The organism is Pantoea folii, assembly GCF_056678875.1.
Map to the genome: position 1 here is coordinate 45018 of NZ_JBWXON010000014.1, position 19696 is coordinate 64713.

Genomic DNA, 19696 nt, shown 5'->3' on the forward strand with positions numbered 1-19696 from the left:
AGGGTGTTTCCGCTCAAAAGAGCACGCTCGTTCCGCCTGACTCTTTCCTTCCTGGAAGGTTACGCAACGGATGGCACTGCCAGGTCTGGAACTGGGCGCGATAAGGACAGGGATATTCTCACCGGCTCGCCAGTTAAGAATCCAACGGCATTTTACTGGCCATCCAGGAATGAAAAACAATGACGCGTTACTCACGATTATCATTAGCTATTTTGATTGAACTGGGGCTGAGCGCCTCACTGCTCTCCGGCAGCGCCTGGGCAACAGACACTTCCAGCAAGACGACCAGCAGCCAATCCACTACCGACGCCGAATCGATGAACGGCGGCACGTTGATGGTGACCGCCCAGCAGCAGAATCTACAGGCGCCCGGCGTTTCTACCATCACTGCAGATGAAATTAAAAAGCATCCGCCTGCACGTGATGTCTCTGAAATTATTCGCACCATGCCGGGCGTTAACCTGACCGGTAACTCCACCAGTGGCCAGCGCGGTAACAATCGCCAGATCGATATTCGCGGCATGGGCCCGGAAAATACCCTGATTATGGTGGATGGTATGCCGATCACCAGCCGCAACTCGGTGCGTCTGGGCTGGCGTGGTGAGCGTGATACCCGCGGTGACACCAACTGGGTGCCGCCAGAGATGATCGAACGCATTGATGTGATTCGTGGCCCGGCCGCGGTGCGTTACGGTAACGGCGCAGCAGGCGGCGTGGTGAACATTATCACCAAGAAATATACCGATCAGCAGTGGCACGGTTCGTGGAATACCTACTTCAATGCGCCGGAACACAAATCGGAAGGCGCGACCAAACGCACTAACTTCAGCCTCGAAGGGCCGCTGGGTGATGACTTCAACTTCCGCTTGTACGGTGGCTTAGCGAAAACCCAGGCCGATGCTTATGACATCAACGAAGGTCATGCGGCAGCGCGTACCGGTACGTATGCGGGCAGTTATCCTTCTGGTCGTGAAGGCTCGGTCAATAAAGATATCAATGCGTTACTTAGCTGGGCGTTTGCTCCGATGCAAACCCTGGAGTTGCAAGCGGGTTACAGCCGTCAAGGCAACCTTTACGCAGGCGATACGCAGAACACCAACACCAGTGCGCTGGTGAAAAGCCTCTATGGCGATGAAACTAACCGCCTGTATCGCCAGAATATCTCGTTGAAATGGACCGGTGCCTGGGATAACGGTGTCAGCACCAATACCTATGCGCGCTATGAGAAAACCCGTAACACCCGTATCAATGAAGGTCTGGCGGGCGGTACGGAAGGTATCTTCTCTAACGATGGTTTCAACACCATTCAGTTAGACGATATTTTGCTGCACAGCGAAGTGAGCATTCCGTTTGAGTGGCTGATTAATCAGACGGCAACGCTGGGCGCCGAATGGAACCAGCAGAGCATGAAGGATCCCTCTTCAACCACTCAGGCTGCTAACTATGGTTCTGTACCTGGCGTGTCGAATACCGGTCGTAGCCCGTATTCGCAGGCGGAAATCTTCTCGCTGTTCGCTGAAGACAACATGGAACTGACCGACAGCACCATGCTGACGCCGAGTCTGCGTTTCGATCATCACTCGATTGTGGGTAACAACTGGAGCCCGTCTCTGAACCTGTCGCAAGGTTTGGGTGATGACTTCACACTGAAGATGGGGGCGGGCCTGGCTTATAAAGCGCCAAGCCTGTACCAGACTAACCCGAACTACCTGCTGTACAGCAACGGTCAGGGCTGTGCTGCCAGCACCGGTGCCTGTTATCTGCAAGGTAACCCAGACCTGAAAGCCGAAAACAGTTTCAACAAAGAGATTGGACTGGAGTGGAAACACGAAGGCTATCAGGCGGGTCTGACCTGGTTCCGTAACGATTACCGCAACAAGATTGAAGCGGGTTACGCAGCCGTCGGTAAAGCCTCTAATGGCACCACGGATATCTACAAGTGGGAAAACGTACCGAAAGCGGTGGTGGAAGGGCTGGAAGGTACGGTGAATGTGCCGTTCTCGGATAGCGTGAGCTGGAACAACAACTTCACCTACATGCTGCAGAGTAAGAACAAGGAAACCGGCGATCGTCTGTCGATCATCCCGGAATACACCCTGAACTCAACGCTGAGCTGGCAGGCAACGCAGGATCTGTCGTTGCAGACCACGTTGACCTGGTACGGCACGCAAACACCGAAAAAGTATGACTACAAAGGTCAACCGGTGACGGGTAGCGCGGCCGATAAAGTGAGTCCTTACTCCATTATTGGTCTGAGCGGGACTTATGATGTAAATAAGTACGCCAGCGTGACCCTGGGTATCGACAACCTGTTTGATAAGCGCCACTTCCGCGAAGGTAATGCGCAAACCACCGGTAACGCCACAACAGGCGCCTACCTGTACGGTGCGGGTGCCAATACTTATAACGAATCAGGCCGTACTTACTACATGAGCCTCAACACTCACTTCTAAAGCAGTTGATGCGGTAAATAGCAGCGGGCAATCAGCCCGCTGCTATCTTTACGGTTGACCAGCTCCAGCCTGCCACGGTGCATCTGTACAATGCGCAGCACAATGTTCAGACCTAATCCGCTGCCACCGTAGCGCTGATCGCGACGGCGGAAGGCTTGCGTCAGTTCTTCTGCCGCATCGGCCTCAATGCCCGGCCCCTGATCCCACACCTCGATAATCACCTGCTGCTTGTCCTGCTGCATTTTCACCTTCACTTCACTGCCTTCCGGGCTGTAGCGTGAGGCGTTTTCCAGCAGATTACGCAGCATCAGGCGCAGCAACACGGCTTCACCCTGTTGCGGAATATCTTTGCCGTTCGGCCAGTGCAGTGTTTGCTGTCGCTGTGCATAAAGTTCGGCCATTTCCGGCTGCAGCGGCTGCATGATGTCTTTTTGCCACAGCAACTGCTGATAGTGACCGCCTGCCAGCGCCTGGCCGGCTCGCGACAGCATCAGTAGTTGCTCCACGGTGTGCATCAACTGGTCGATACGTTCAATCAGCATCTCACTCTGCGGCACGTTCTGCTGGTGCAGCAGTTCAAGGTGCAGACGTAAACCGGCCAAAGGGGTACGCAATTCATGCGCGGCATCGGCGGTGAAGAGGCGTTCCTGTTGTAGCGTGTGGTCGAGCCGCGAAAATAGCTGATTAATAGAGGTGGTCACGGCAACGATTTCATCCATTTCTGAATAAACCGGCAGCGGGGTGAGATTATCGGCGGAGCGATGGGCGAGGCTATCCTGCAGGGATCGTAATGGACGAATGATCCAGTTAATCGCCCAGAATGACAGCAGCAGCGTCAGAGCGATCATCACCAGTGAAGGCAACAGCAGGGAAGCGATGGCTTCACGGATCTCATTCTCGACGCGGTCGTTACGCGCCTGAGCAGACAGCGTTTCGTTGACCAGGAAACTGATCTGTTCGCGACTCTCATGCCATAACCAGATGGCGCTCATCACCTGGCAGGTGAGGAGAATCAGCGCCAGCATAATCAGTAACCGCTGACGCATGCTATTCATTCGCGCACTTCCAGGCGGTAGCCCACGCCACGCACGGTTTTGATACGATCTTTTCCGAGCTTACGGCGCAGATTGTGGATATGAACTTCTAAGGTGTTAGATCCGGGATCGTCATTCCAGCTATAGAGATCCTGCTGCAGCGTTTCGCGATGGACGTTCTGACCGACGCGCATTAACAAGCGCGTCAGCAGTGCGAACTCTTTTGGGGTAATTTCCAGTGGACGCTCTTCCAGCAAAACCTGCTGCGAACTGAGATTGAGGGTGAGATCACCTTGTTGCAGCAAATTATCGCTGTGGCCCTGAAAACGACGAATCAGTGCACGCACGCGTGCCTGCAGTTCTACCAGCGCGAAGGGTTTGACCAGATAATCGTCGGCACCGGCATCCAGGCCATCCACGCGATCCTCCAGTGCATCACGCGCCGTCAGGATCAACACCGGTACGTTGATGCCATCGCGCCGCCACTGACGCAGCAGCGTGGCACCATCGCGATCCGGTAAACCCAGATCCAGAACGATCAGGCTGTACTGCCCACTGCGTAAGAAAGCATTACTCTCTGCAGCAGTACTCGCGCAGTCAACAGCATATCCTTGTGCGCTAAGGGCCTGAGCCAGGCCCGATTGCAACAGCGCGTCATCTTCAACGATCAGCAATTTCATTAGTTGTTTTTGTTGATATCCGAGTAGAGGCGGCTTTCAAAGCGTACCAGAGGAATGCGCCGCGTTTTCTGATCTTCAGGCGGCACCGCATAACCAGAAAGATACTGCACAAAGGCGACACGTGCACCGCTAGAAGTGGTAATAAATCCAGCCAGATTATAAACGCCCTGCAGCGAACCGGTTTTTGCCGAGACTTTGCCATCCAGTCCGGCTTCATGCAGGCCACCACGATATTGCAACGTGCCGTCATAACCCGCCAACGGCAGCATCGAAATATAGTTCAGCGTTGAGTCGTTTTTCGCGATGTATTGCAGTACCTGCATCATGGTATCTGGCGCAATCAAATCGTGACGCGACAAGCCTGAACCATCGACCTGAATGCTGTTGCCGAGATCGACGCCTGCTTTTTCACGCAGTATGCGGCGTACCGCATCGGAACCGGCGCGGAACGTGCCGGGTACGTTGAAATAGTGATGGCCGATGGTGCGGAACACCGTATCCGCAATCATGTTGTCCGATTTCTTCAGCATGGTGTGCAGCAGATTGTGCAGCGGCGCGGATTGCGTCAACGCGAGCACGGTTCCCGGTGAGGTAACCTGCGTCTGACGCACTAAATGGCCGCTGTAATCGATATCCGCGGCACGTAGTTCGGCCTTGAGGATTTCGCCCGCCCAGGCGGCACCATCTTGCACCGCAAACGCCAGCGGCAAGGGTTCGGTGCGTTGGCGCATGCAGCCGGTCAGCGTGTAGCGGTTCAGTTCGCCTGGCACCACATCCAGTTCGCAATATTGCCCATCACCACTGTTGCGGCCAATGGTACGCACCTGACTGAACATATGTGCCGGATAATAGGACGCAATGCGCACAAAGGCGTTTTCGCCCGGCGTGGTGGCGCTATAGAGCGAGACTGAGAAGCAGTTTTTGTCGACAATGGCCGCCCCAGGTGGGGCGCTGAAGCACTGCGTCAGGTCATTCCACGGCCAGCCGGGTGCCATATCGTGGCTGGCGAACACGGACGTGTCGATCACCAGATTGCCTTTGATATGCGTAATGCCCTGCTTTTTCAGGGCCGCCACCATGTTGCGCAGATCCTGACGGCTCAGTGTCGGATCGCCACCAAAGCGCGCCACTAAGTCGCCATTGAGCGTGCCATCGCTGACTGCACCCTTGGTTTCCATCGTGGTTTGAAAACGGAAGTCCGGACCGAGTTCCAGCAGGGCCGCCAGCGCGGTAATCACCTTCATGGTACTGGCCGGCAATGCCATCTGTTTGCCGTGATAGTCGATTATCGGGGTTGATGCGCCCACTTTTTGTACCATCAGCGCCAGGTTTGCGCCGTCTGGCAAATACTGCATGTATTCTTCAACGGGGGCTGCTTGTGCCTGCAGCATAAACGCACAGGTTAATCCGGTAACAAGTCGTGAAAATCGCATAATCTCGCGGTAACTGACGGGTGAAGGCGTCAATACTACTTCCCGAGGCGGTGCAAAGTAAACGATGACCCACAGGGAACTCTGGGGTAAAATACGTATCAAAATGCAAAACCGAACCTGACCCGGAAAGCTTTCCGGGTCAGGCTTCTTTTGCTTGTGAAAAGAGGTAACGCGCCGCAGAAGCTGTTTTCTGCTGTCACCGGTCAGGATGACGCCGTTAACCAGGATAGATGACGAGGAGCCAAAATGAATCAGATTCCGATGACGTTGAAAGGCGCTGAGAGCCTGCGTGAAGAGCTGAACGAACTGAAAACCGTGAAGCGTCCGCGCATCATCGCCTCTATTGCCGAAGCCCGTGAGCATGGCGATCTAAAAGAAAATGCCGAATACCACGCTGCCCGTGAAGAACAGGGTTTTTGCGAAGGACGTATTCAGGAGATTGAAGCCAAACTCTCCAACGCTCAGGTGATTGATATCACGACGATGCCGAAAACCGGCCGCGTGATTTTTGGTGCTACCGTGACCATTTTGAATGTGGATACGGACGAAGAATTCACTTACCGCATCGTGGGTGATGATGAAGCTGACTTCAAACAAAACCTGATTTCAGTGAACTCGCCGATGGCGCGTGGTTTGATTGGAAAAGAAGCAGACGACGTTGCGATTGTGAAGACACCGGGCGGCGATGTGGAATATGAAGTGTTAAAGGTGGAATACCTTTAAGATATTGCTACGCTTTGAAATGTGTAGCCGCATATTGTAAAGAAAGGAAAAAGGCCGCATAGCGGCCTTTTATCCCATGCAGGAGCATGGCACTTTCTCTGCCCGTCATGGCAGCCTTTACGGCTTAATTAACGTGGCAGAGTAATTTTGCGCTCTTTTGCAGGGCGATACAGCACCAGCGTGTTGCCGATGACCTGTACGTTACAAGCTTTTGTTTCACGTACGATAGCGTCAACGATCAGCTGCTTGGTTTCACGATCTTCAGAGGCAATTTTCACCTTGATCAATTCGTGATGCTCGAGCGCCAGTTCGATTTCGGCGAGCACGCCTTCGGTCAAGCCATTACCGCCCAGCATAACAACGGGCTTCAGTGGATGGGCAAGGCCTTTCAGGTGCTGTTTTTGTTTGGTACTCAGATTCATCGTATTTTTTACTTACTCAGGGATTGAAAACGGTTCATTCTACCGCCATCTCGGGTATATCGCCAAATCAACGCGACTCATTGCGTACTGATTTATCGCTACGATGAAGATTTAATTGGAAAAATTATGACGGGTAAAAAGCGTTCGGCCAGTTCCAGTCGCTGGCTACAGGAACACTTTAGCGATAAATATGTGTTGCAGGCACAGAAAAAGGGGTTGCGTTCGCGCGCCTGGTTTAAACTGGACGAAATTCAGCAGGGTGACAAGCTTTTCAAACCCGGCATGACAGTGGTAGATCTGGGTGCTGCGCCCGGCGGTTGGTCGCAATATGCGGTACAACAGATTGGATCGAACGGTCGTATTATTGCCTGTGACTTGCTTCCCATGGACCCGATCGTCGGTGTCGATTTTTTACAGGGCGACTTTCGTGAAGAGGCAGTGCTGAACGCATTGCTGGAGCGAGTAGGTGATCAAAAGGTGCAAGTTGTTATGTCTGACATGGCACCGAACATGAGTGGTACACCTGCGGTTGATATTCCACGATCAATGTATTTGGTAGAGTTGGCGCTGGAAATGTGTCGGGATATCCTGGCGCCTGGCGGCAGTTTTGTAGTGAAAGTGTTTCAGGGAGATGGCTTCGAGGAATACCTGCGGGAAATTCGCTCCCTATTTACGAAAGTGAAAATTCGTAAGCCAGACGCTTCTCGTTTACGTTCGCGTGAAGTGTACATTGTGGCGACAGGGCGCAAACTATAGCTCTCGGTACCGGAATCAAAGCAAGGCGAACTGCGTTTACTCTGATGTGTAATTCTGAGTTTCAGTGAAAAGCAGTAAAATCATCAGCGCCGCGATTCCAGGTCTGAAGGATATATAGTACCCTACGCTGTCTGTTAACACCGTTGTAATATGAGGTTAATCCCTTGAGTGACATGGCGAAAAACCTGATTCTCTGGTTAGTCATCGCGGTCGTGCTGATGTCTGTCTTCCAGAGCTTTGGGCCCAGCGAGTCGAATGGCCGTAGGGTTGATTATTCAACCTTCCTGTCGGAAGTGAACCAGGATCAGGTCCGCGAGGCACGTATTAACGGGCGTGAGATTAACGTTGTCAAAAAAGACAGTAATAAATATACGACTTACATTCCTGTCAACGATCCAAAGTTGCTTGATAACCTCTTGACCAAAAACGTCAAAGTGATTGGCGAACCACCAGAAGAGCCAAGCCTGCTGGCTTCCATCTTCATCTCCTGGTTCCCAATGCTGCTGTTGATTGGCGTTTGGATCTTCTTTATGCGGCAGATGCAGGGCGGCGGTGGCAAAGGCGCGATGTCCTTTGGCAAGAGTAAAGCCCGCATGCTGACCGAAGACCAGATCAAGACCACGTTTGCTGATGTCGCAGGTTGCGATGAAGCAAAAGAAGAAGTGGGTGAACTGGTTGAATATCTGCGCGAGCCAAGCCGCTTCCAGAAACTGGGGGGTAAGATCCCGAAAGGCGTCCTGATGGTCGGTCCTCCGGGTACCGGTAAAACCTTGCTGGCTAAAGCGATTGCTGGCGAAGCAAAAGTGCCGTTCTTCACTATCTCCGGTTCTGACTTTGTTGAAATGTTCGTGGGTGTCGGTGCATCTCGTGTGCGTGACATGTTCGAGCAGGCGAAGAAAGCCGCGCCGTGCATCATCTTTATCGATGAAATCGATGCTGTAGGCCGTCAACGTGGCGCCGGTTTAGGCGGTGGTCATGATGAACGTGAGCAGACGCTGAACCAGATGCTGGTTGAGATGGATGGCTTCGAAGGTAATGAAGGCATCATCGTTATCGCCGCAACTAACCGTCCAGACGTACTTGACCCCGCGCTGCTGCGCCCAGGTCGTTTTGACCGCCAGGTTGTGGTCGGTCTGCCAGATGTCCGCGGTCGTGAACAGATTCTGAAAGTGCATATGCGTCGTGTGCCGTTGGCCACTGACATCGATGCAGCGATCATCGCACGTGGTACGCCGGGCTTCTCGGGTGCTGACCTCGCTAACCTTGTCAACGAAGCGGCACTGTTTGCTGCACGTGGCAACAAGCGTGTGGTCTCGATGGTTGAGTTCGAGAAAGCGAAAGACAAAATCATGATGGGTGCAGAACGTCGCTCCATGGTGATGACGGAAGCGCAGAAAGAATCCACCGCTTACCACGAAGCGGGCCATGCGATTATTGGTCGTCTGGTACCGGAACACGATCCGGTGCATAAAGTGACAATTATCCCGCGTGGACGTGCGCTGGGTGTGACCTTCTTCTTGCCAGAAGGTGACGCGATTAGCGCCAGCCGCCAGAAGCTTGAAAGCCAGATCTCAACGCTGTATGGCGGTCGTCTGGCGGAAGAGATCATCTACGGCGCAGAACACGTTTCTACCGGTGCATCTAACGACATTAAAGTCGCCACTAACCTGGCGCGCAACATGGTGACGCAGTGGGGCTTCAACGAGAAGTTAGGTCCGTTGCTGTATGCTGAAGAAGAAGGCGAAGTGTTCCTCGGCCGCTCTGTGGCTAAGGCGAAACACATGTCAGATGAAACAGCACGCATCATCGACCAGGAAGTTAAGCACCTGATCGACAGCAACTACCAGCGTGCTCGTGTTCTGCTGGGTGAGAACATGGACATCCTTCACGCGATGAAAGACGCGCTGATGAAGTATGAAACCATTGATGCGCCACAGATTGATGACTTGATGGCTCGCCGTGAAGTTCGCCCACCAGCAGGTTGGGATGATTCAGGCAGCAACAGTTCATCGGACAACAATGGGACGCCAAAGGCGCCACGTCCGGTTGATGAACCGCGTACGCCAAATCCTGGCAACACCATGTCAGAACAGCTCGACAAATAAGAGGCCACAAACCTCAGCAAAAACCCCGGCCGGTCCGGGGTTTTTTACATTCAGTGATACCGTGATTCCCAAGGAGATTCCCACCATGAAGTTGTTCGCCCGTGATTCCCATCTCGATCTGTCGTTTCCCCATGTGATGGGTATTTTGAATGTCACGCCGGACTCCTTCTCTGATGGCGGAACACACAACACATTGGTGGATGCGCTGACCCATACCAATGAGATGGTGAATGCGGGCGCAACCATCATCGATGTCGGCGGGGAATCTACGCGGCCAGGAGCCGATGAAGTCAGCGTAGATGAAGAGTTAGCACGCGTGATTCCGGTGGTTGAAGCTATCGCCCAGCGTTTTGAAGTGTGGATTTCTGTTGATACTTCAAAGCCAGAGGTGATCCGTGAATCGGCGCGAGTGGGTGCTCACATCATTAATGATATTCGTTCACTGTCAGAATCGGGTGCATTGGCAGCAGCAGCGGAGACCGGTCTGCCGGTATGCCTGATGCACATGCAGGGCGAACCGCGCACTATGCAGCAAGCACCTGAATATCAGAATATCGTGGGTGAAGTGGACGCTTACTTCCAGGCACAGATTGCACGTTGCGAAGCGGCAGGCATTAAAAAAGAGAATCTGTTGCTCGACCCTGGCTTCGGTTTCGGTAAGAATCTCAACCACAATTATCAACTGCTGGCTGAACTCAGCCATTTCCACCATTTTGGCTTACCGCTATTGGTCGGAATGTCGCGCAAATCGATGATTGGCCAGCTGTTAAATGTCGGTCCGACGCAGCGTTTGACCGGCAGCCTGAGCTGTGCGGTGATTGCCGCTATGCAGGGCGCACAAATTATTCGCGTGCATGATGTGAAAGAGACTGTCGAAGCGATGCGTATTGTTGAAGCGACACGGAGAGCAAAAGGATAAAGCATGAGTAATCGTAAATATTTCGGTACAGATGGTATTCGTGGCAAGGTCGGTGAAGCACCGATTACCCCTGATTTTGTCCTAAAGCTGGGTTTTGCTGCGGGTAAGGTTCTGGCGCGCTCTGGATCACGTAAGGTATTAATTGGTAAAGATACGCGTATTTCTGGCTACATGCTGGAATCGGCACTGGAAGCGGGCCTGGCTGCTGCTGGTTTGTCGGCGGCCTTTACCGGGCCTATGCCAACCCCCGCGATTGCCTATCTGACGCGTACCTTCCGTGCAGAAGCCGGTATCGTGATCTCTGCATCGCATAACCCCTTCGACGATAACGGCATCAAATTCTTCTCTGCGGAAGGCACTAAATTGCCGGATGAAGTGGAAGAGGCCATCGAGCTTGAGTTAGAGAAGCCACTGACCTGCGTTGAGTCCGCTGAGTTGGGGCGCGCCAGCCGTATCGTTGATGCTGCTGGTCGTTATATTGAGTTCTGTAAAGGCACATTCCCGAGCGAGTTAAGTCTTAACGGTCTGAAAATCGTAGTGGATTGCGCCAACGGTGCGACCTATCACATTGCGCCTAATGTGCTGCGTGAATTAGGTGCCAAAGTGATTGCGATTGGCGTTCAACCCGATGGCATGAATATCAACAAAGAGTGCGGCGCAACCGATCTCCGCATGCTGCAGCAGCGCGTGCTGGAAGAGAAGGCCGATTTGGGCCTTGCTTACGATGGCGATGGTGACCGCATCATGATGGTGGATCATCTGGGCATGAAGGTCGATGGTGACCAGATTCTCTACATCATTGCACGTGAAGCCTTACGTCAGGGGCAACTGCGCGGCGGCGTGGTGGGTACGTTGATGAGTAATATGGGGCTGGAACTGGCGTTGAAACAGTTGGGCATTCCCTTCACGCGTGCCAAAGTGGGTGACCGCTACGTGCTGGAAAAAATGCAGGAGAAAGGCTGGCGCATGGGGGCTGAAAACTCCGGGCATGTCATTCTGTTGGATAAAATCAGCACTGGCGATGGCATCGTGGCAAGTTTGCAAGTACTCACTGCTATCGTGCGTAATCACATGAGTCTGCATGATTTGTGCAGTGGCATGAAAATGCTGCCGCAGATTCTGGTGAATGTGCGCTTCAGTGGCAGTCATGATCCTCTTGAATCCGAGAGCGTTAAGGCTGTCAGCGCTGAAGTGGAGAAAACGTTAGCAGGGCGCGGTCGTGTGCTGTTGCGTAAATCGGGGACTGAGCCGCTGATTCGCGTGATGGTCGAGGGTGAAGATGAAGCGTTAGTCACCGAACTGGCGCATAAAATTGCTGATGCGGTGAAAGCGGTCTAAGCGTGTTAACAGGCGGCGAGATTTCGACTTTCCGCCTGTTAAATCACCATCCTGGCGCTTTTTTCCGCAATCAATAAAGTTCGTGAAAATTGCGCTTGCAGAGGTATGTCCCATTGGTTAGTATTCACACCCGCTTCTGATGGGTGATGACGATACTCCCCGTCAATATTGGTGAAGCTTTAACTGTGCGGATAACGCGCAAGGAAACAGGTTGATTATGTACGAAGCTCTGTTAGTTGTTTTCCTTATTGTTGCGATTGGCCTCGTGGGTCTGATCATGCTTCAGCAAGGCAAAGGCGCTGATATGGGAGCCTCATTCGGTGCAGGCGCCTCTGGTACACTGTTCGGTTCAAACGGGTCTGGTAATTTCATGACACGTATGACGGCAGTACTGGCGACCCTGTTCTTCATTATCAGCTTGATTCTGGGCAATCTGAACACGAACAAGTCTTCTAAAGGAAGCGAGTGGGAAAACCTCACTGCGCCAGCTCAGTCTGAACAGCAGACTCAGCCATCTAAACCGGCAATCCCGGGCAATGATATTCCGCAGTAACATCGTCAATGCTTTAGCGACAACATAACGTCGCAGTCAGTGCAGTACCGAGGTGGTGAAATTGGTAGACACGCTACCTTGAGGTGGTAGTGCTCGAAAGGGCTTACGGGTTCAAGTCCCGTCCTCGGTACCAAATCTCAGTAAAACTTGCTTTTTAAGCAAGGTCGGCGTATTATTCGCCACGTTTTCGGACGCGGGGTGGAGCAGCCTGGTAGCTCGTCGGGCTCATAACCCGAAGGTCGTCGGTTCAAATCCGGCCCCCGCAACCACTTTCCCTTAGAGTTCTTTTTCAAATATACTGTATGCATCGACGGACGCATCCTCAGTGTTTTTTTGAAAAAAATTCTTTTGGATTGTGTGCCGATGCCGCTCTGCGGCGTACAGGGTCCAGTGATAAAAAGCCCCGAATTTTCGGGGTTTTTTATTATCAGGAATCGCAATACTGGGCTATAGGCCCTTTTTTTATGTCTTGGGGGTGGGCTTGTCCACATTAGAGCAAAAATTGACTGATTTGATCACCGCTCCAGTAGAAGCGCTTGGCTACGAATTGGTCGGTATCGAATTCGTTCGCGGTCGCACATCGACTTTGCGCATCTATATTGATAGTGAGAATGGTATCAATGTTGATGATTGTGCCGATGTTAGCCACCAGGTCAGCGCGGTAATGGATGTGGAAGATCCCATTACGGTGGCTTACAACCTTGAAGTCTCCTCGCCAGGTCTCGAGCGTCCTCTTTTCACTGCTGAACACTATGCACGTTTCGCCGGTGATGAGGTGAGCCTGACACTGCGTATGGCCGTACAGAACCGCCGTAAATGGCAGGGGATCATCAAATCCGTGGAAGGTGAGATGATCACGGTAACCGTTGAGGGTAACGATGAGGTGTTCGCGCTGAGTAATATTCAGAAAGCGAACCTGGTCCCCCACTTTTAAAAGTCCGGATTGAGGCTAACCAGGATGAACAAAGAGATCTTAGCTGTAGTAGAAGCCGTTTCTAACGAAAAAGCCCTGCCACGTGAGAAAATCTTCGAGGCGCTTGAGAGCGCTTTGGCCACTGCGACTAAAAAGAAGTATGAGCAAGAGATCGAAGTGCGCGTCAGCATTGACCGTCGCAGCGGTGATTTCGATACTTTCCGTCGCTGGCAGATTGTGGAAGAAGTAACACAGCCGACTCGTGAAATTACGCTGGATGCGGCCCGCTTTGAAGACGAAGCGTTCAATCTGGGCGAATACGTTGAAGACCAGATCGAATCTGTCACCTTCGACCGTATCACCACCCAAACCGCTAAACAGGTTATCGTGCAGAAAGTCCGTGAAGCTGAGCGCGCGATGGTGGTTGATCAGTTCCGTCAACACGAAGGTGAAATCATCACCGGCGTGGTGAAGAAAGTAAACCGCGACAGCATCTCACTCGATCTGGGCAGCAATGCTGAAGCCGTGATCGGACGCGAAGATATGCTGCCACGTGAAAACTTCCGCCCAGGCGACCGAATTCGCGGCGTGTTGTACGCTGTTCGTCCGGAAGCGCGTGGTGCACAGCTGTTTGTCACCCGTTCTAAGCCAGAAATGCTGATCGAACTGTTCCGCATTGAGGTGCCAGAAATCGGTGAAGAAGTTATCGAGATCAAAGCGGCAGCGCGCGATCCAGGTTCACGCGCTAAAATCGCGGTGAAAACCAACGATAAACGCATTGATCCGGTCGGTGCTTGTGTGGGTATGCGCGGTGCGCGTGTCCAGGCTGTATCAAGCGAGCTGGGTGGCGAGCGTATTGATATCGTGCTGTGGGACGATAACCCGGCACAATTCGTCATTAACGCCATGGCGCCAGCCGATGTGGCGTCAATTGTGGTGGATGAAGACAATCACACCATGGATATCGCTGTTGAAGCCGGCAATCTGGCTCAGGCGATCGGCCGTAACGGCCAAAACGTGCGTCTGGCTTCCCAACTGAGTGGTTGGGAACTGAACGTGATGACCGTCGATGATCTGCAGGCTAAGCATCAGGCTGAAGCCCACGCAGCGATCGATATGTTCACCAAACATCTCGACATCGACGAAGAGTTCGCCACCGTACTGGTGGAAGAGGGCTTCTCTTCGCTGGAAGAATTGGCTTATGTGCCAATCAACGAGTTGCTGGAAATCGACGGCCTCGACGAAGAGACCATTGAAGCCCTGCGTGAACGAGCAAAAAATGCGTTGACCACCCTGGCATTAGCGAAAGAAGAGAGCCTTGGTAATCAGGAGCCCGCTGAGGATCTTCTGAATCTTGAGGGCCTGGATCGTGCGCTGGCGTATCGCCTGGCGTCCAAAGGCGTTTGCACGCTGGAAGATCTCGCTGAGCAAGGTGTTGACGATCTGACAGATATTGAAGGGCTGGATGATGAGAAGGCCGGTGCGCTGATTATGGCTGCACGTAATATCTGCTGGTTCGGCGATGACGCGTAATAACAGGAAGGAACAGCATGACAGATGTAACCGTAAAATCGCTGGCCGCCGAAATTCAGACTCCGGTCGATCGCCTGGTACAGCAATTTGCTGACGCAGGGATCCGCAAGTCTGAAAACGATGCGGTGTCCCAGCAAGAGAAAGAAACCTTACTGTCCCATTTGAATCGTGAGCACGGTCAGACCGGTTCAAGTAAACTGACATTACAGCGCAAAACGCGCAGCACCTTGAATATTCCCGTCACCGGGGGTAAAAGTAAGTCGGTGCAAATCGAAGTCCGCAAAAAACGCACATACGTGAAAGGTGATGCTGAGTCTGAGCAAGCTCAGGCAGAAGCTGAAGCCGAGGCGCAGCGTGAAGCGGAAGAGCAGGCGCGTCGCGAGGCGGAAGAACAAGCCCGTCGCGAAGCTGAACAAAAAGCGCAACGTGAAGCCGAAGATAAAGCCAAGCGCGAAGCCGCTGAAAAGGCCAAGCGTGAAGCAGCGGAAAATGAGAAAGTGACTAATCAACCTACCGATGAAGTAACCAAGGCTGCGCAGTCTGATAAGGCGCGTCGTGAAGCCGAAGCGGCTGATCTGAAACGCAAAGCGGAAGAAGAAGCACGCCGTAAGCTGGAAGAAGACGCTCGCCGTGTGGCAGAAGAAGCCCGCCGCCTGGCTGAAGAGAAATCAGCTGAATGGGAAAAACCAGAGGAAGAAGACAAAGGCGACTACCATGTCACCACTTCCACTCATGCCCGTCAGGCTGAAGACGAAAACGACCGTGAAGTTGAAGGCGGACGTGGACGTGCGCGTACCACCAAAGCAGCGCGCCCAGCCAAAAAAGGCAACAAGCATTCTGAAGCGAAAACTGATCGCGAAGAAGCGCGTGCGCAGTTCCGTGGTGGTAAAGGTGGTAAAAACCGTAAGCCAAGCGCACTGCAGCAGGGCTTCAACAAACCCGTTCAGGCTGTTAACCGTGATGTGATCATCGGCGAAACCATTACTGTTGCCGAGCTGGCAAACAAAATGGCGGTGAAAGGCTCACTGGTTATCAAAGCGATGATGAAAATGGGCGCAATGGCGACCATTAACCAAGTCATCGATCAGGAAACAGCCCAGTTGGTTGCGGAAGAAATGGGGCACAAAGTGATCCTGCGCCGCGAGAACGAACTGGAAGAAGCGGTGATGGACGATCGTGATACCGATGCAGCGCAGGAGTCACGCGCTCCGGTGGTCACTATCATGGGTCACGTTGACCATGGTAAAACCTCGCTGCTGGACTATATCCGCTCAACCAAAGTCGCTTCAGGCGAGGCTGGCGGTATTACACAGCATATCGGTGCTTACCACGTTGAAACTGACAACGGTATGGTAACCTTCCTGGATACCCCGGGCCACGCCGCGTTTACCGCGATGCGTGCACGTGGTGCGCAGGCAACGGATATCGTAATTCTGGTGGTTGCTGCCGATGACGGCGTGATGCCACAGACTATCGAAGCCATCCAGCACGCCAAAGCGGCCAAAGTGCCGGTTGTGGTTGCGGTGAACAAGATTGATAAGCCAGAAGCAGACCCGGATCGCGTGAAGAATGAACTGACCCAGTACGGAATCATTCCGGAAGAGTGGGGCGGTGAAAACATGTTCGTTAACGTCTCTGCGAAAGCGGGTACCGGTATTGATGACCTGCTGAATGCGATTCTGCTGCAGGCTGAAGTGCTGGAACTGACCGCCATTCGTGAAGGTATGGCGAGCGGCGTGGTTATCGAATCCTTCCTCGACAAAGGTCGTGGCCCGGTTGCGACCGTGCTGGTGCGTGAAGGTACGCTGAACAAAGGCGATATCGTACTGTGCGGCTTCGAATACGGCCGTGTCCGTGCGATGCGTGACGAACTGGGTCGTGAAGTGCTGGAAGCGGGTCCATCCATTCCAGTGGAAATCCTCGGTCTGTCTGGTGTGCCAGCTGCGGGCGATGAAGCGACGGTTGTGCGTGATGAGAAGAAAGCACGTGAAGTTGCACTGTATCGTCAGGGCAAATTCCGCGAAGTGAAACTGGCGCGTCAGCAGAAGTCGAAGTTGGAGAACATGTTCGCCAACATGACCGAAGGCGAAGTGTCCGAGCTGAACATCGTGCTGAAGTCCGACGTACAGGGTTCGGTGGAAGCGATCTCCGACTCGCTGCTGAAACTCTCCACCGACGAAGTGAAGGTGAAGATTATCGGTTCGGGCGTGGGTGGTATCACCGAAACCGACGCGACCCTGGCAGCGGCTTCCAACGCCATCATCCTCGGCTTTAACGTCCGTGCTGACGCTTCTGCGCGTCGCGTGATTGACGCTGAAAACGTGGACCTGCGCTACTACTCCGTTATCTATAATCTGATTGACGAAGTAAAAGCAGCCATGAGCGGCATGCTGGCACCGGAATTCAAACAGCAGATCATTGGTCTGGCCGAAGTGCGTGACGTGTTCAAGTCACCGAAATTTGGCGCCATTGCTGGCTGTATGGTCACCGAAGGCAACATCAAACGTCACAACCCGATTCGCGTACTGCGCGACAACGTGGTGATTTACGAAGGCGAGCTGGAATCTCTGCGTCGCTTTAAAGACGATGTCAACGAAGTGCGTAACGGCATGGAGTGTGGTATCGGCGTGAAGAACTACAACGACGTTCGCGTTGGTGACATGATCGAAGTCTTTGAAGTGATTGAAATTAAACGCACCATCGATTGATCATCACTTGATGTGTTGCAATTTGGGAGGCCTCTGGCCTCCCGAATTATTTGGGAGAAAGAAAAAATGGCAAAAGAATTTGGCCGCCCACAGCGCGTATCTCAGGAACTGCAGAAAGAAATCGCAATTATCCTGCAACGTGAAATTAAAGACCCGCGCCTCGGCATGATGGTAACGGTATCCGGCGTAGAAGTGTCGCGCGACCTGGCGTATGCCAAAGTCTTCGTGACCTTTTTGAATGATCAGGATGAAGATGCGGTAAAAAATGGCCTGAAAGCGCTGAAAGAAGCCTCAGGTTATATCCGTATTCTGGTAGGGAAAGCGATGCGTCTGCGTATCGTGCCTGAACTGACCTTCTTCTATGACAATTCGCTGATCGAAGGGATGCGCATGTCTAACCTGGTCAGCAACGTGATCAAAAGTGACGTTGAGCGTCGTGGCGAAAGCCCGGCGGAAGATGACAAGGAGGACTAATGAGTCGTCCTCGTCGTCGCGGTCGCGACGTCCACGGTGTGTTTTTGCTGGATAAGCATCAGGGCGCATCCTCGAACGATGTGCTGCAGAAAGTGAAGCGTCTGTTCCATGCTAACAAAGCGGGTCACACGGGTGCGCTTGATCCCCTGGCAACAGGCATGCTGCCGATCTGCCTCGGTGAAGCGACGAAGTTCTCGCAGTTCCTGCTCGATTCCGATAAACGCTATCGCGTTATTGCCCGCCTCGGCGAGCGTACGGATACCTCAGACGCTGATGGCAATATCGTCGAAACGCGCCCGGTGACCTTCAATCAAGCCCAGCTTGATGCGGCGCTGGAGAGCTTCCGTGGTGACACCTTACAAGTACCCACCATGTTCTCTGCGTTGAAGTACCAGGGCCGCAAGCTGTATGAATACGCGCGTGAAGGCATTACCGTACCGCGTGAAGCACGACCGATCACCGTGTTTGAACTGCAGTTTATTCGCTGGGAAGGGGATGAGCTGGAGCTGGAAATTCACGTTTCCAAGGGCACTTATATTCGCACCATCATCGATGACCTCGGCGAGAAGCTCGGCTGCGGCGCACATGTGATTATGTTGCGTCGTTTGCAGGTGGCGAAGTATCCGATTGATCGCATGATCACCTTTGAGCAGTTGCAGGCGATGGCGGCTGAAGCGAACGCAGCAGAAACGCCAGACTACCGTGCACTGGATGCACTGCTGCTGCCAATGGATAGCCCTGCGGAGGAGTTCCCCATCGTCAATTTGCTGCCCTCTGTCGCCGCTTATTTCAAGCAGGGGATGCCGGTGCAGGTGGCGAATGCGCCTGAACAGGGATTGGTGCGTGTTACCGAAGGTGAAGAACATAAATTTATCGGCATGGCAGAAATCGCTGAGGATGGGCGCGTGGCGCCGCGTCGTCTGGTGGTAGAGTTCCCCGCCTAATCAATACGCTCACGTTTGACCTTACGGCGCATTTGCGTTGCTATCAGGCGAAGAGTAGAATAGCGCGGCTTTTAAAGCGGGCTGCTGAATTAGAGATCGGCACCCAACCATTCATTTATTATTTCGGAGTTTATTATGTCTCTAAGCGTAGAAGCTAAAGCAGAGATCGTTGCTAAATTCGGTCGTGGTGCTAACGACAGCGGTTCAACTGAAGTTCAGGTTGCTCTGCTGACTGCTCAGATTAACCACCTGCAGGGTCACTTCTCTGAGCACAAAAAAGACCACCACAGCCGTCGCGGTCTGCTGCGCATGGTATCTCAGCGTCGTAAGCTGCTGGACTACCTGAAGCGTAAAGACGTTGCACGTTACACCAGCCTGATCGAAACCCTGGGTCTGCGTCGCTAAGTCTGAAGAATCTGATCAACGATGTAGCACATGCACTATGCAGAAAAGCGCATCTGACGATCAGATTTGTGCGAGTTTCGCGAAAAGGGGGCCTTTATGGCCCCTTTTTTCGAGCAATCCGCAGCATTCCGTACCAAACTCATGTATTGTTGCTGAGAGTGATCTTTGCTTGCAGCGTTTCGCGCGGCTAATGAGAGGCTTTACCGCATGAGCGGTTGAAGATTGTCATTAGTCGCGAGGATGCAACTAAAGATCGGTAAACCCCGGCGAGCCAAAGAGCGCTCTGCCCCTCGAATTTAAGGA

General features: G+C 53.0%; 17 protein-coding genes and 2 tRNA genes. 15 read left to right on the plus strand and 4 right to left on the minus strand.

Annotated features, from left to right (window positions below):
• Nucleotides 1-179 precede the first annotated feature (179 nt).
• A complete protein-coding gene (locus AC1MDE_RS16500) occupies nt 180-2453 on the plus strand; it encodes a TonB-dependent siderophore receptor (RefSeq protein ID WP_479397990.1) in 2274 nt (757 codons plus the stop codon).
• On the opposite strand, the gene pmrB is transcribed toward AC1MDE_RS16500, so the two are convergent.
• From pmrB to dacB, 3 genes are read right to left on the minus strand one after another with little or no spacing between them, the layout of a single operon-like run.
• A complete protein-coding gene (gene pmrB / locus AC1MDE_RS16505) occupies nt 2450-3508 on the minus strand; it encodes a two-component system sensor histidine kinase PmrB (RefSeq protein WP_058959451.1) in 1059 nt (352 codons plus the stop codon). The two genes, AC1MDE_RS16500 and pmrB, sit on opposite strands and share 4 nt — an antisense overlap.
• Nucleotides 3505-4167, minus strand: a complete 663-nt coding sequence (pmrA, locus tag AC1MDE_RS16510; RefSeq protein WP_034826547.1) for a two-component system response regulator PmrA — start codon at nt 4165-4167, stop codon at nt 3505-3507. Before pmrA ends, pmrB begins: the two co-directional genes overlap by 4 nt.
• Nucleotides 4167-5600, minus strand: coding sequence for a serine-type D-Ala-D-Ala carboxypeptidase (gene dacB / locus AC1MDE_RS16515; RefSeq protein WP_479399799.1), 1434 nt, complete (start codon nt 5598-5600; stop codon nt 4167-4169). The genes pmrA and dacB overlap by 1 nt, the downstream gene beginning before the upstream one ends.
• Before the next feature lie 246 nt (nt 5601-5846).
• Here dacB and greA point away from each other — a divergent pair, with 246 nt between their 5' ends.
• Complete coding sequence (gene greA / locus AC1MDE_RS16520) at nt 5847-6323, plus strand: transcription elongation factor GreA (RefSeq protein ID WP_034826545.1); 477 nt, start codon at nt 5847-5849, stop codon at nt 6321-6323.
• A gap of 128 nt (nt 6324-6451) precedes the next feature.
• Here greA and yhbY read toward each other — a convergent pair whose 3' ends face one another.
• Nucleotides 6452-6745, minus strand: coding sequence for a ribosome assembly RNA-binding protein YhbY (yhbY, locus tag AC1MDE_RS16525; protein ID WP_034826542.1), 294 nt, complete (start codon nt 6743-6745; stop codon nt 6452-6454).
• Nucleotides 6746-6871: 126 nt separating this feature from the next.
• On the opposite strand from yhbY, the gene rlmE reads away from it, so the two are divergent.
• The 13 genes from rlmE to rpsO all read left to right on the plus strand — a co-directional run bounded on the left by rlmE (nt 6872) and on the right by rpsO (nt 19393).
• Complete coding sequence (gene rlmE / locus AC1MDE_RS16530; protein ID WP_034826540.1) at nt 6872-7501, plus strand: 23S rRNA (uridine(2552)-2'-O)-methyltransferase RlmE; 630 nt, start codon at nt 6872-6874, stop codon at nt 7499-7501.
• 173 nt (nt 7502-7674) lie between these two features.
• Nucleotides 7675-9606, plus strand: a complete 1932-nt coding sequence (gene ftsH / locus AC1MDE_RS16535; RefSeq protein WP_058959449.1) for an ATP-dependent zinc metalloprotease FtsH — start codon at nt 7675-7677, stop codon at nt 9604-9606.
• 85 nt (nt 9607-9691) lie between these two features.
• Nucleotides 9692-10525 carry a dihydropteroate synthase gene (folP, locus tag AC1MDE_RS16540; protein ID WP_058959448.1) on the plus strand — a complete coding sequence of 278 codons (834 nt, stop codon included), beginning with the start codon at nt 9692-9694 and terminating at the stop codon, nt 10523-10525.
• Nucleotides 10526-10528: 3 nt separating this feature from the next.
• Nucleotides 10529-11863 (plus strand): phosphoglucosamine mutase, encoded by a 1335-nt coding sequence (glmM, locus tag AC1MDE_RS16545; protein WP_034826534.1) that lies wholly within the window; start codon nt 10529-10531, stop codon nt 11861-11863.
• 217 nt (nt 11864-12080) lie between these two features.
• Entirely contained in the window at nt 12081-12416 is a 336-nt protein-coding gene (gene secG / locus AC1MDE_RS16550) for a preprotein translocase subunit SecG (RefSeq protein WP_479414768.1), read from the plus strand.
• Nucleotides 12417-12462: 46 nt separating this feature from the next.
• Nucleotides 12463-12549, plus strand: a tRNA-Leu gene (locus tag AC1MDE_RS16555).
• Between the two features lie 59 nt (nt 12550-12608).
• A tRNA-Met gene (locus AC1MDE_RS16560) sits at nt 12609-12685 on the plus strand.
• Nucleotides 12686-12897: 212 nt separating this feature from the next.
• Complete coding sequence (gene rimP, locus AC1MDE_RS16565) at nt 12898-13350, plus strand: ribosome maturation factor RimP (protein ID WP_034826528.1); 453 nt, start codon at nt 12898-12900, stop codon at nt 13348-13350.
• Between the two features lie 24 nt (nt 13351-13374).
• Nucleotides 13375-14862, plus strand: a complete 1488-nt coding sequence (gene nusA / locus AC1MDE_RS16570) for a transcription termination factor NusA (RefSeq protein WP_034826526.1) — start codon at nt 13375-13377, stop codon at nt 14860-14862.
• 17 nt (nt 14863-14879) lie between these two features.
• Nucleotides 14880-17570 (plus strand): translation initiation factor IF-2, encoded by a 2691-nt coding sequence (infB, locus tag AC1MDE_RS16575; protein WP_034826524.1) that lies wholly within the window; start codon nt 14880-14882, stop codon nt 17568-17570.
• 66 nt (nt 17571-17636) lie between these two features.
• Entirely contained in the window at nt 17637-18044 is a 408-nt protein-coding gene (gene rbfA, locus AC1MDE_RS16580) for a 30S ribosome-binding factor RbfA (protein ID WP_034826517.1), read from the plus strand.
• Nucleotides 18044-18988 carry a tRNA pseudouridine(55) synthase TruB gene (gene truB / locus AC1MDE_RS16585; protein WP_058959446.1) on the plus strand — a complete coding sequence of 315 codons (945 nt, stop codon included), beginning with the start codon at nt 18044-18046 and terminating at the stop codon, nt 18986-18988. The genes rbfA and truB overlap by 1 nt, the downstream gene beginning before the upstream one ends.
• 135 nt (nt 18989-19123) lie before the next feature.
• Nucleotides 19124-19393 (plus strand): 30S ribosomal protein S15, encoded by a 270-nt coding sequence (gene rpsO / locus AC1MDE_RS16590; RefSeq protein WP_034826514.1) that lies wholly within the window; start codon nt 19124-19126, stop codon nt 19391-19393.
• Nucleotides 19394-19696: the final 303 nt, after the last annotated feature.

What these genes read in the sequence shown, in the direction of transcription:
- secG (WP_479414768.1), top strand. Translation starts at nt 12,081, where the DNA reads ATGTACGAAGCTCTGTTAGTTGTTTTCCTTATTGTTGCGATTGGCCTC.
- infB (WP_034826524.1), top strand. Translation starts at nt 14,880, where the DNA reads ATGACAGATGTAACCGTAAAATCGCTGGCCGCCGAAATTCAGACTCCG.
- folP (WP_058959448.1), top strand. Translation starts at nt 9,692, where the DNA reads ATGAAGTTGTTCGCCCGTGATTCCCATCTCGATCTGTCGTTTCCCCAT.
- glmM (WP_034826534.1), top strand. Translation starts at nt 10,529, where the DNA reads ATGAGTAATCGTAAATATTTCGGTACAGATGGTATTCGTGGCAAGGTC.
- pmrA (WP_034826547.1), bottom strand. Translation starts at nt 4,167, where the DNA reads ATGAAATTGCTGATCGTTGAAGATGACGCGCTGTTGCAATCGGGCCTG.
- rpsO (WP_034826514.1), top strand. Translation starts at nt 19,124, where the DNA reads ATGTCTCTAAGCGTAGAAGCTAAAGCAGAGATCGTTGCTAAATTCGGT.
- rbfA (WP_034826517.1), top strand. Translation starts at nt 17,637, where the DNA reads ATGGCAAAAGAATTTGGCCGCCCACAGCGCGTATCTCAGGAACTGCAG.
- yhbY (WP_034826542.1), bottom strand. Translation starts at nt 6,745, where the DNA reads ATGAATCTGAGTACCAAACAAAAACAGCACCTGAAAGGCCTTGCCCAT.
- rlmE (WP_034826540.1), top strand. Translation starts at nt 6,872, where the DNA reads ATGACGGGTAAAAAGCGTTCGGCCAGTTCCAGTCGCTGGCTACAGGAA.
- dacB (WP_479399799.1), bottom strand. Translation starts at nt 5,600, where the DNA reads ATGCGATTTTCACGACTTGTTACCGGATTAACCTGTGCGTTTATGCTG.
- pmrB (WP_058959451.1), bottom strand. Translation starts at nt 3,508, where the DNA reads ATGAATAGCATGCGTCAGCGGTTACTGATTATGCTGGCGCTGATTCTC.
- ftsH (WP_058959449.1), top strand. Translation starts at nt 7,675, where the DNA reads ATGGCGAAAAACCTGATTCTCTGGTTAGTCATCGCGGTCGTGCTGATG.
- AC1MDE_RS16500 (WP_479397990.1), top strand. Translation starts at nt 180, where the DNA reads ATGACGCGTTACTCACGATTATCATTAGCTATTTTGATTGAACTGGGG.
- nusA (WP_034826526.1), top strand. Translation starts at nt 13,375, where the DNA reads ATGAACAAAGAGATCTTAGCTGTAGTAGAAGCCGTTTCTAACGAAAAA.
- greA (WP_034826545.1), top strand. Translation starts at nt 5,847, where the DNA reads ATGAATCAGATTCCGATGACGTTGAAAGGCGCTGAGAGCCTGCGTGAA.
- truB (WP_058959446.1), top strand. Translation starts at nt 18,044, where the DNA reads ATGAGTCGTCCTCGTCGTCGCGGTCGCGACGTCCACGGTGTGTTTTTG.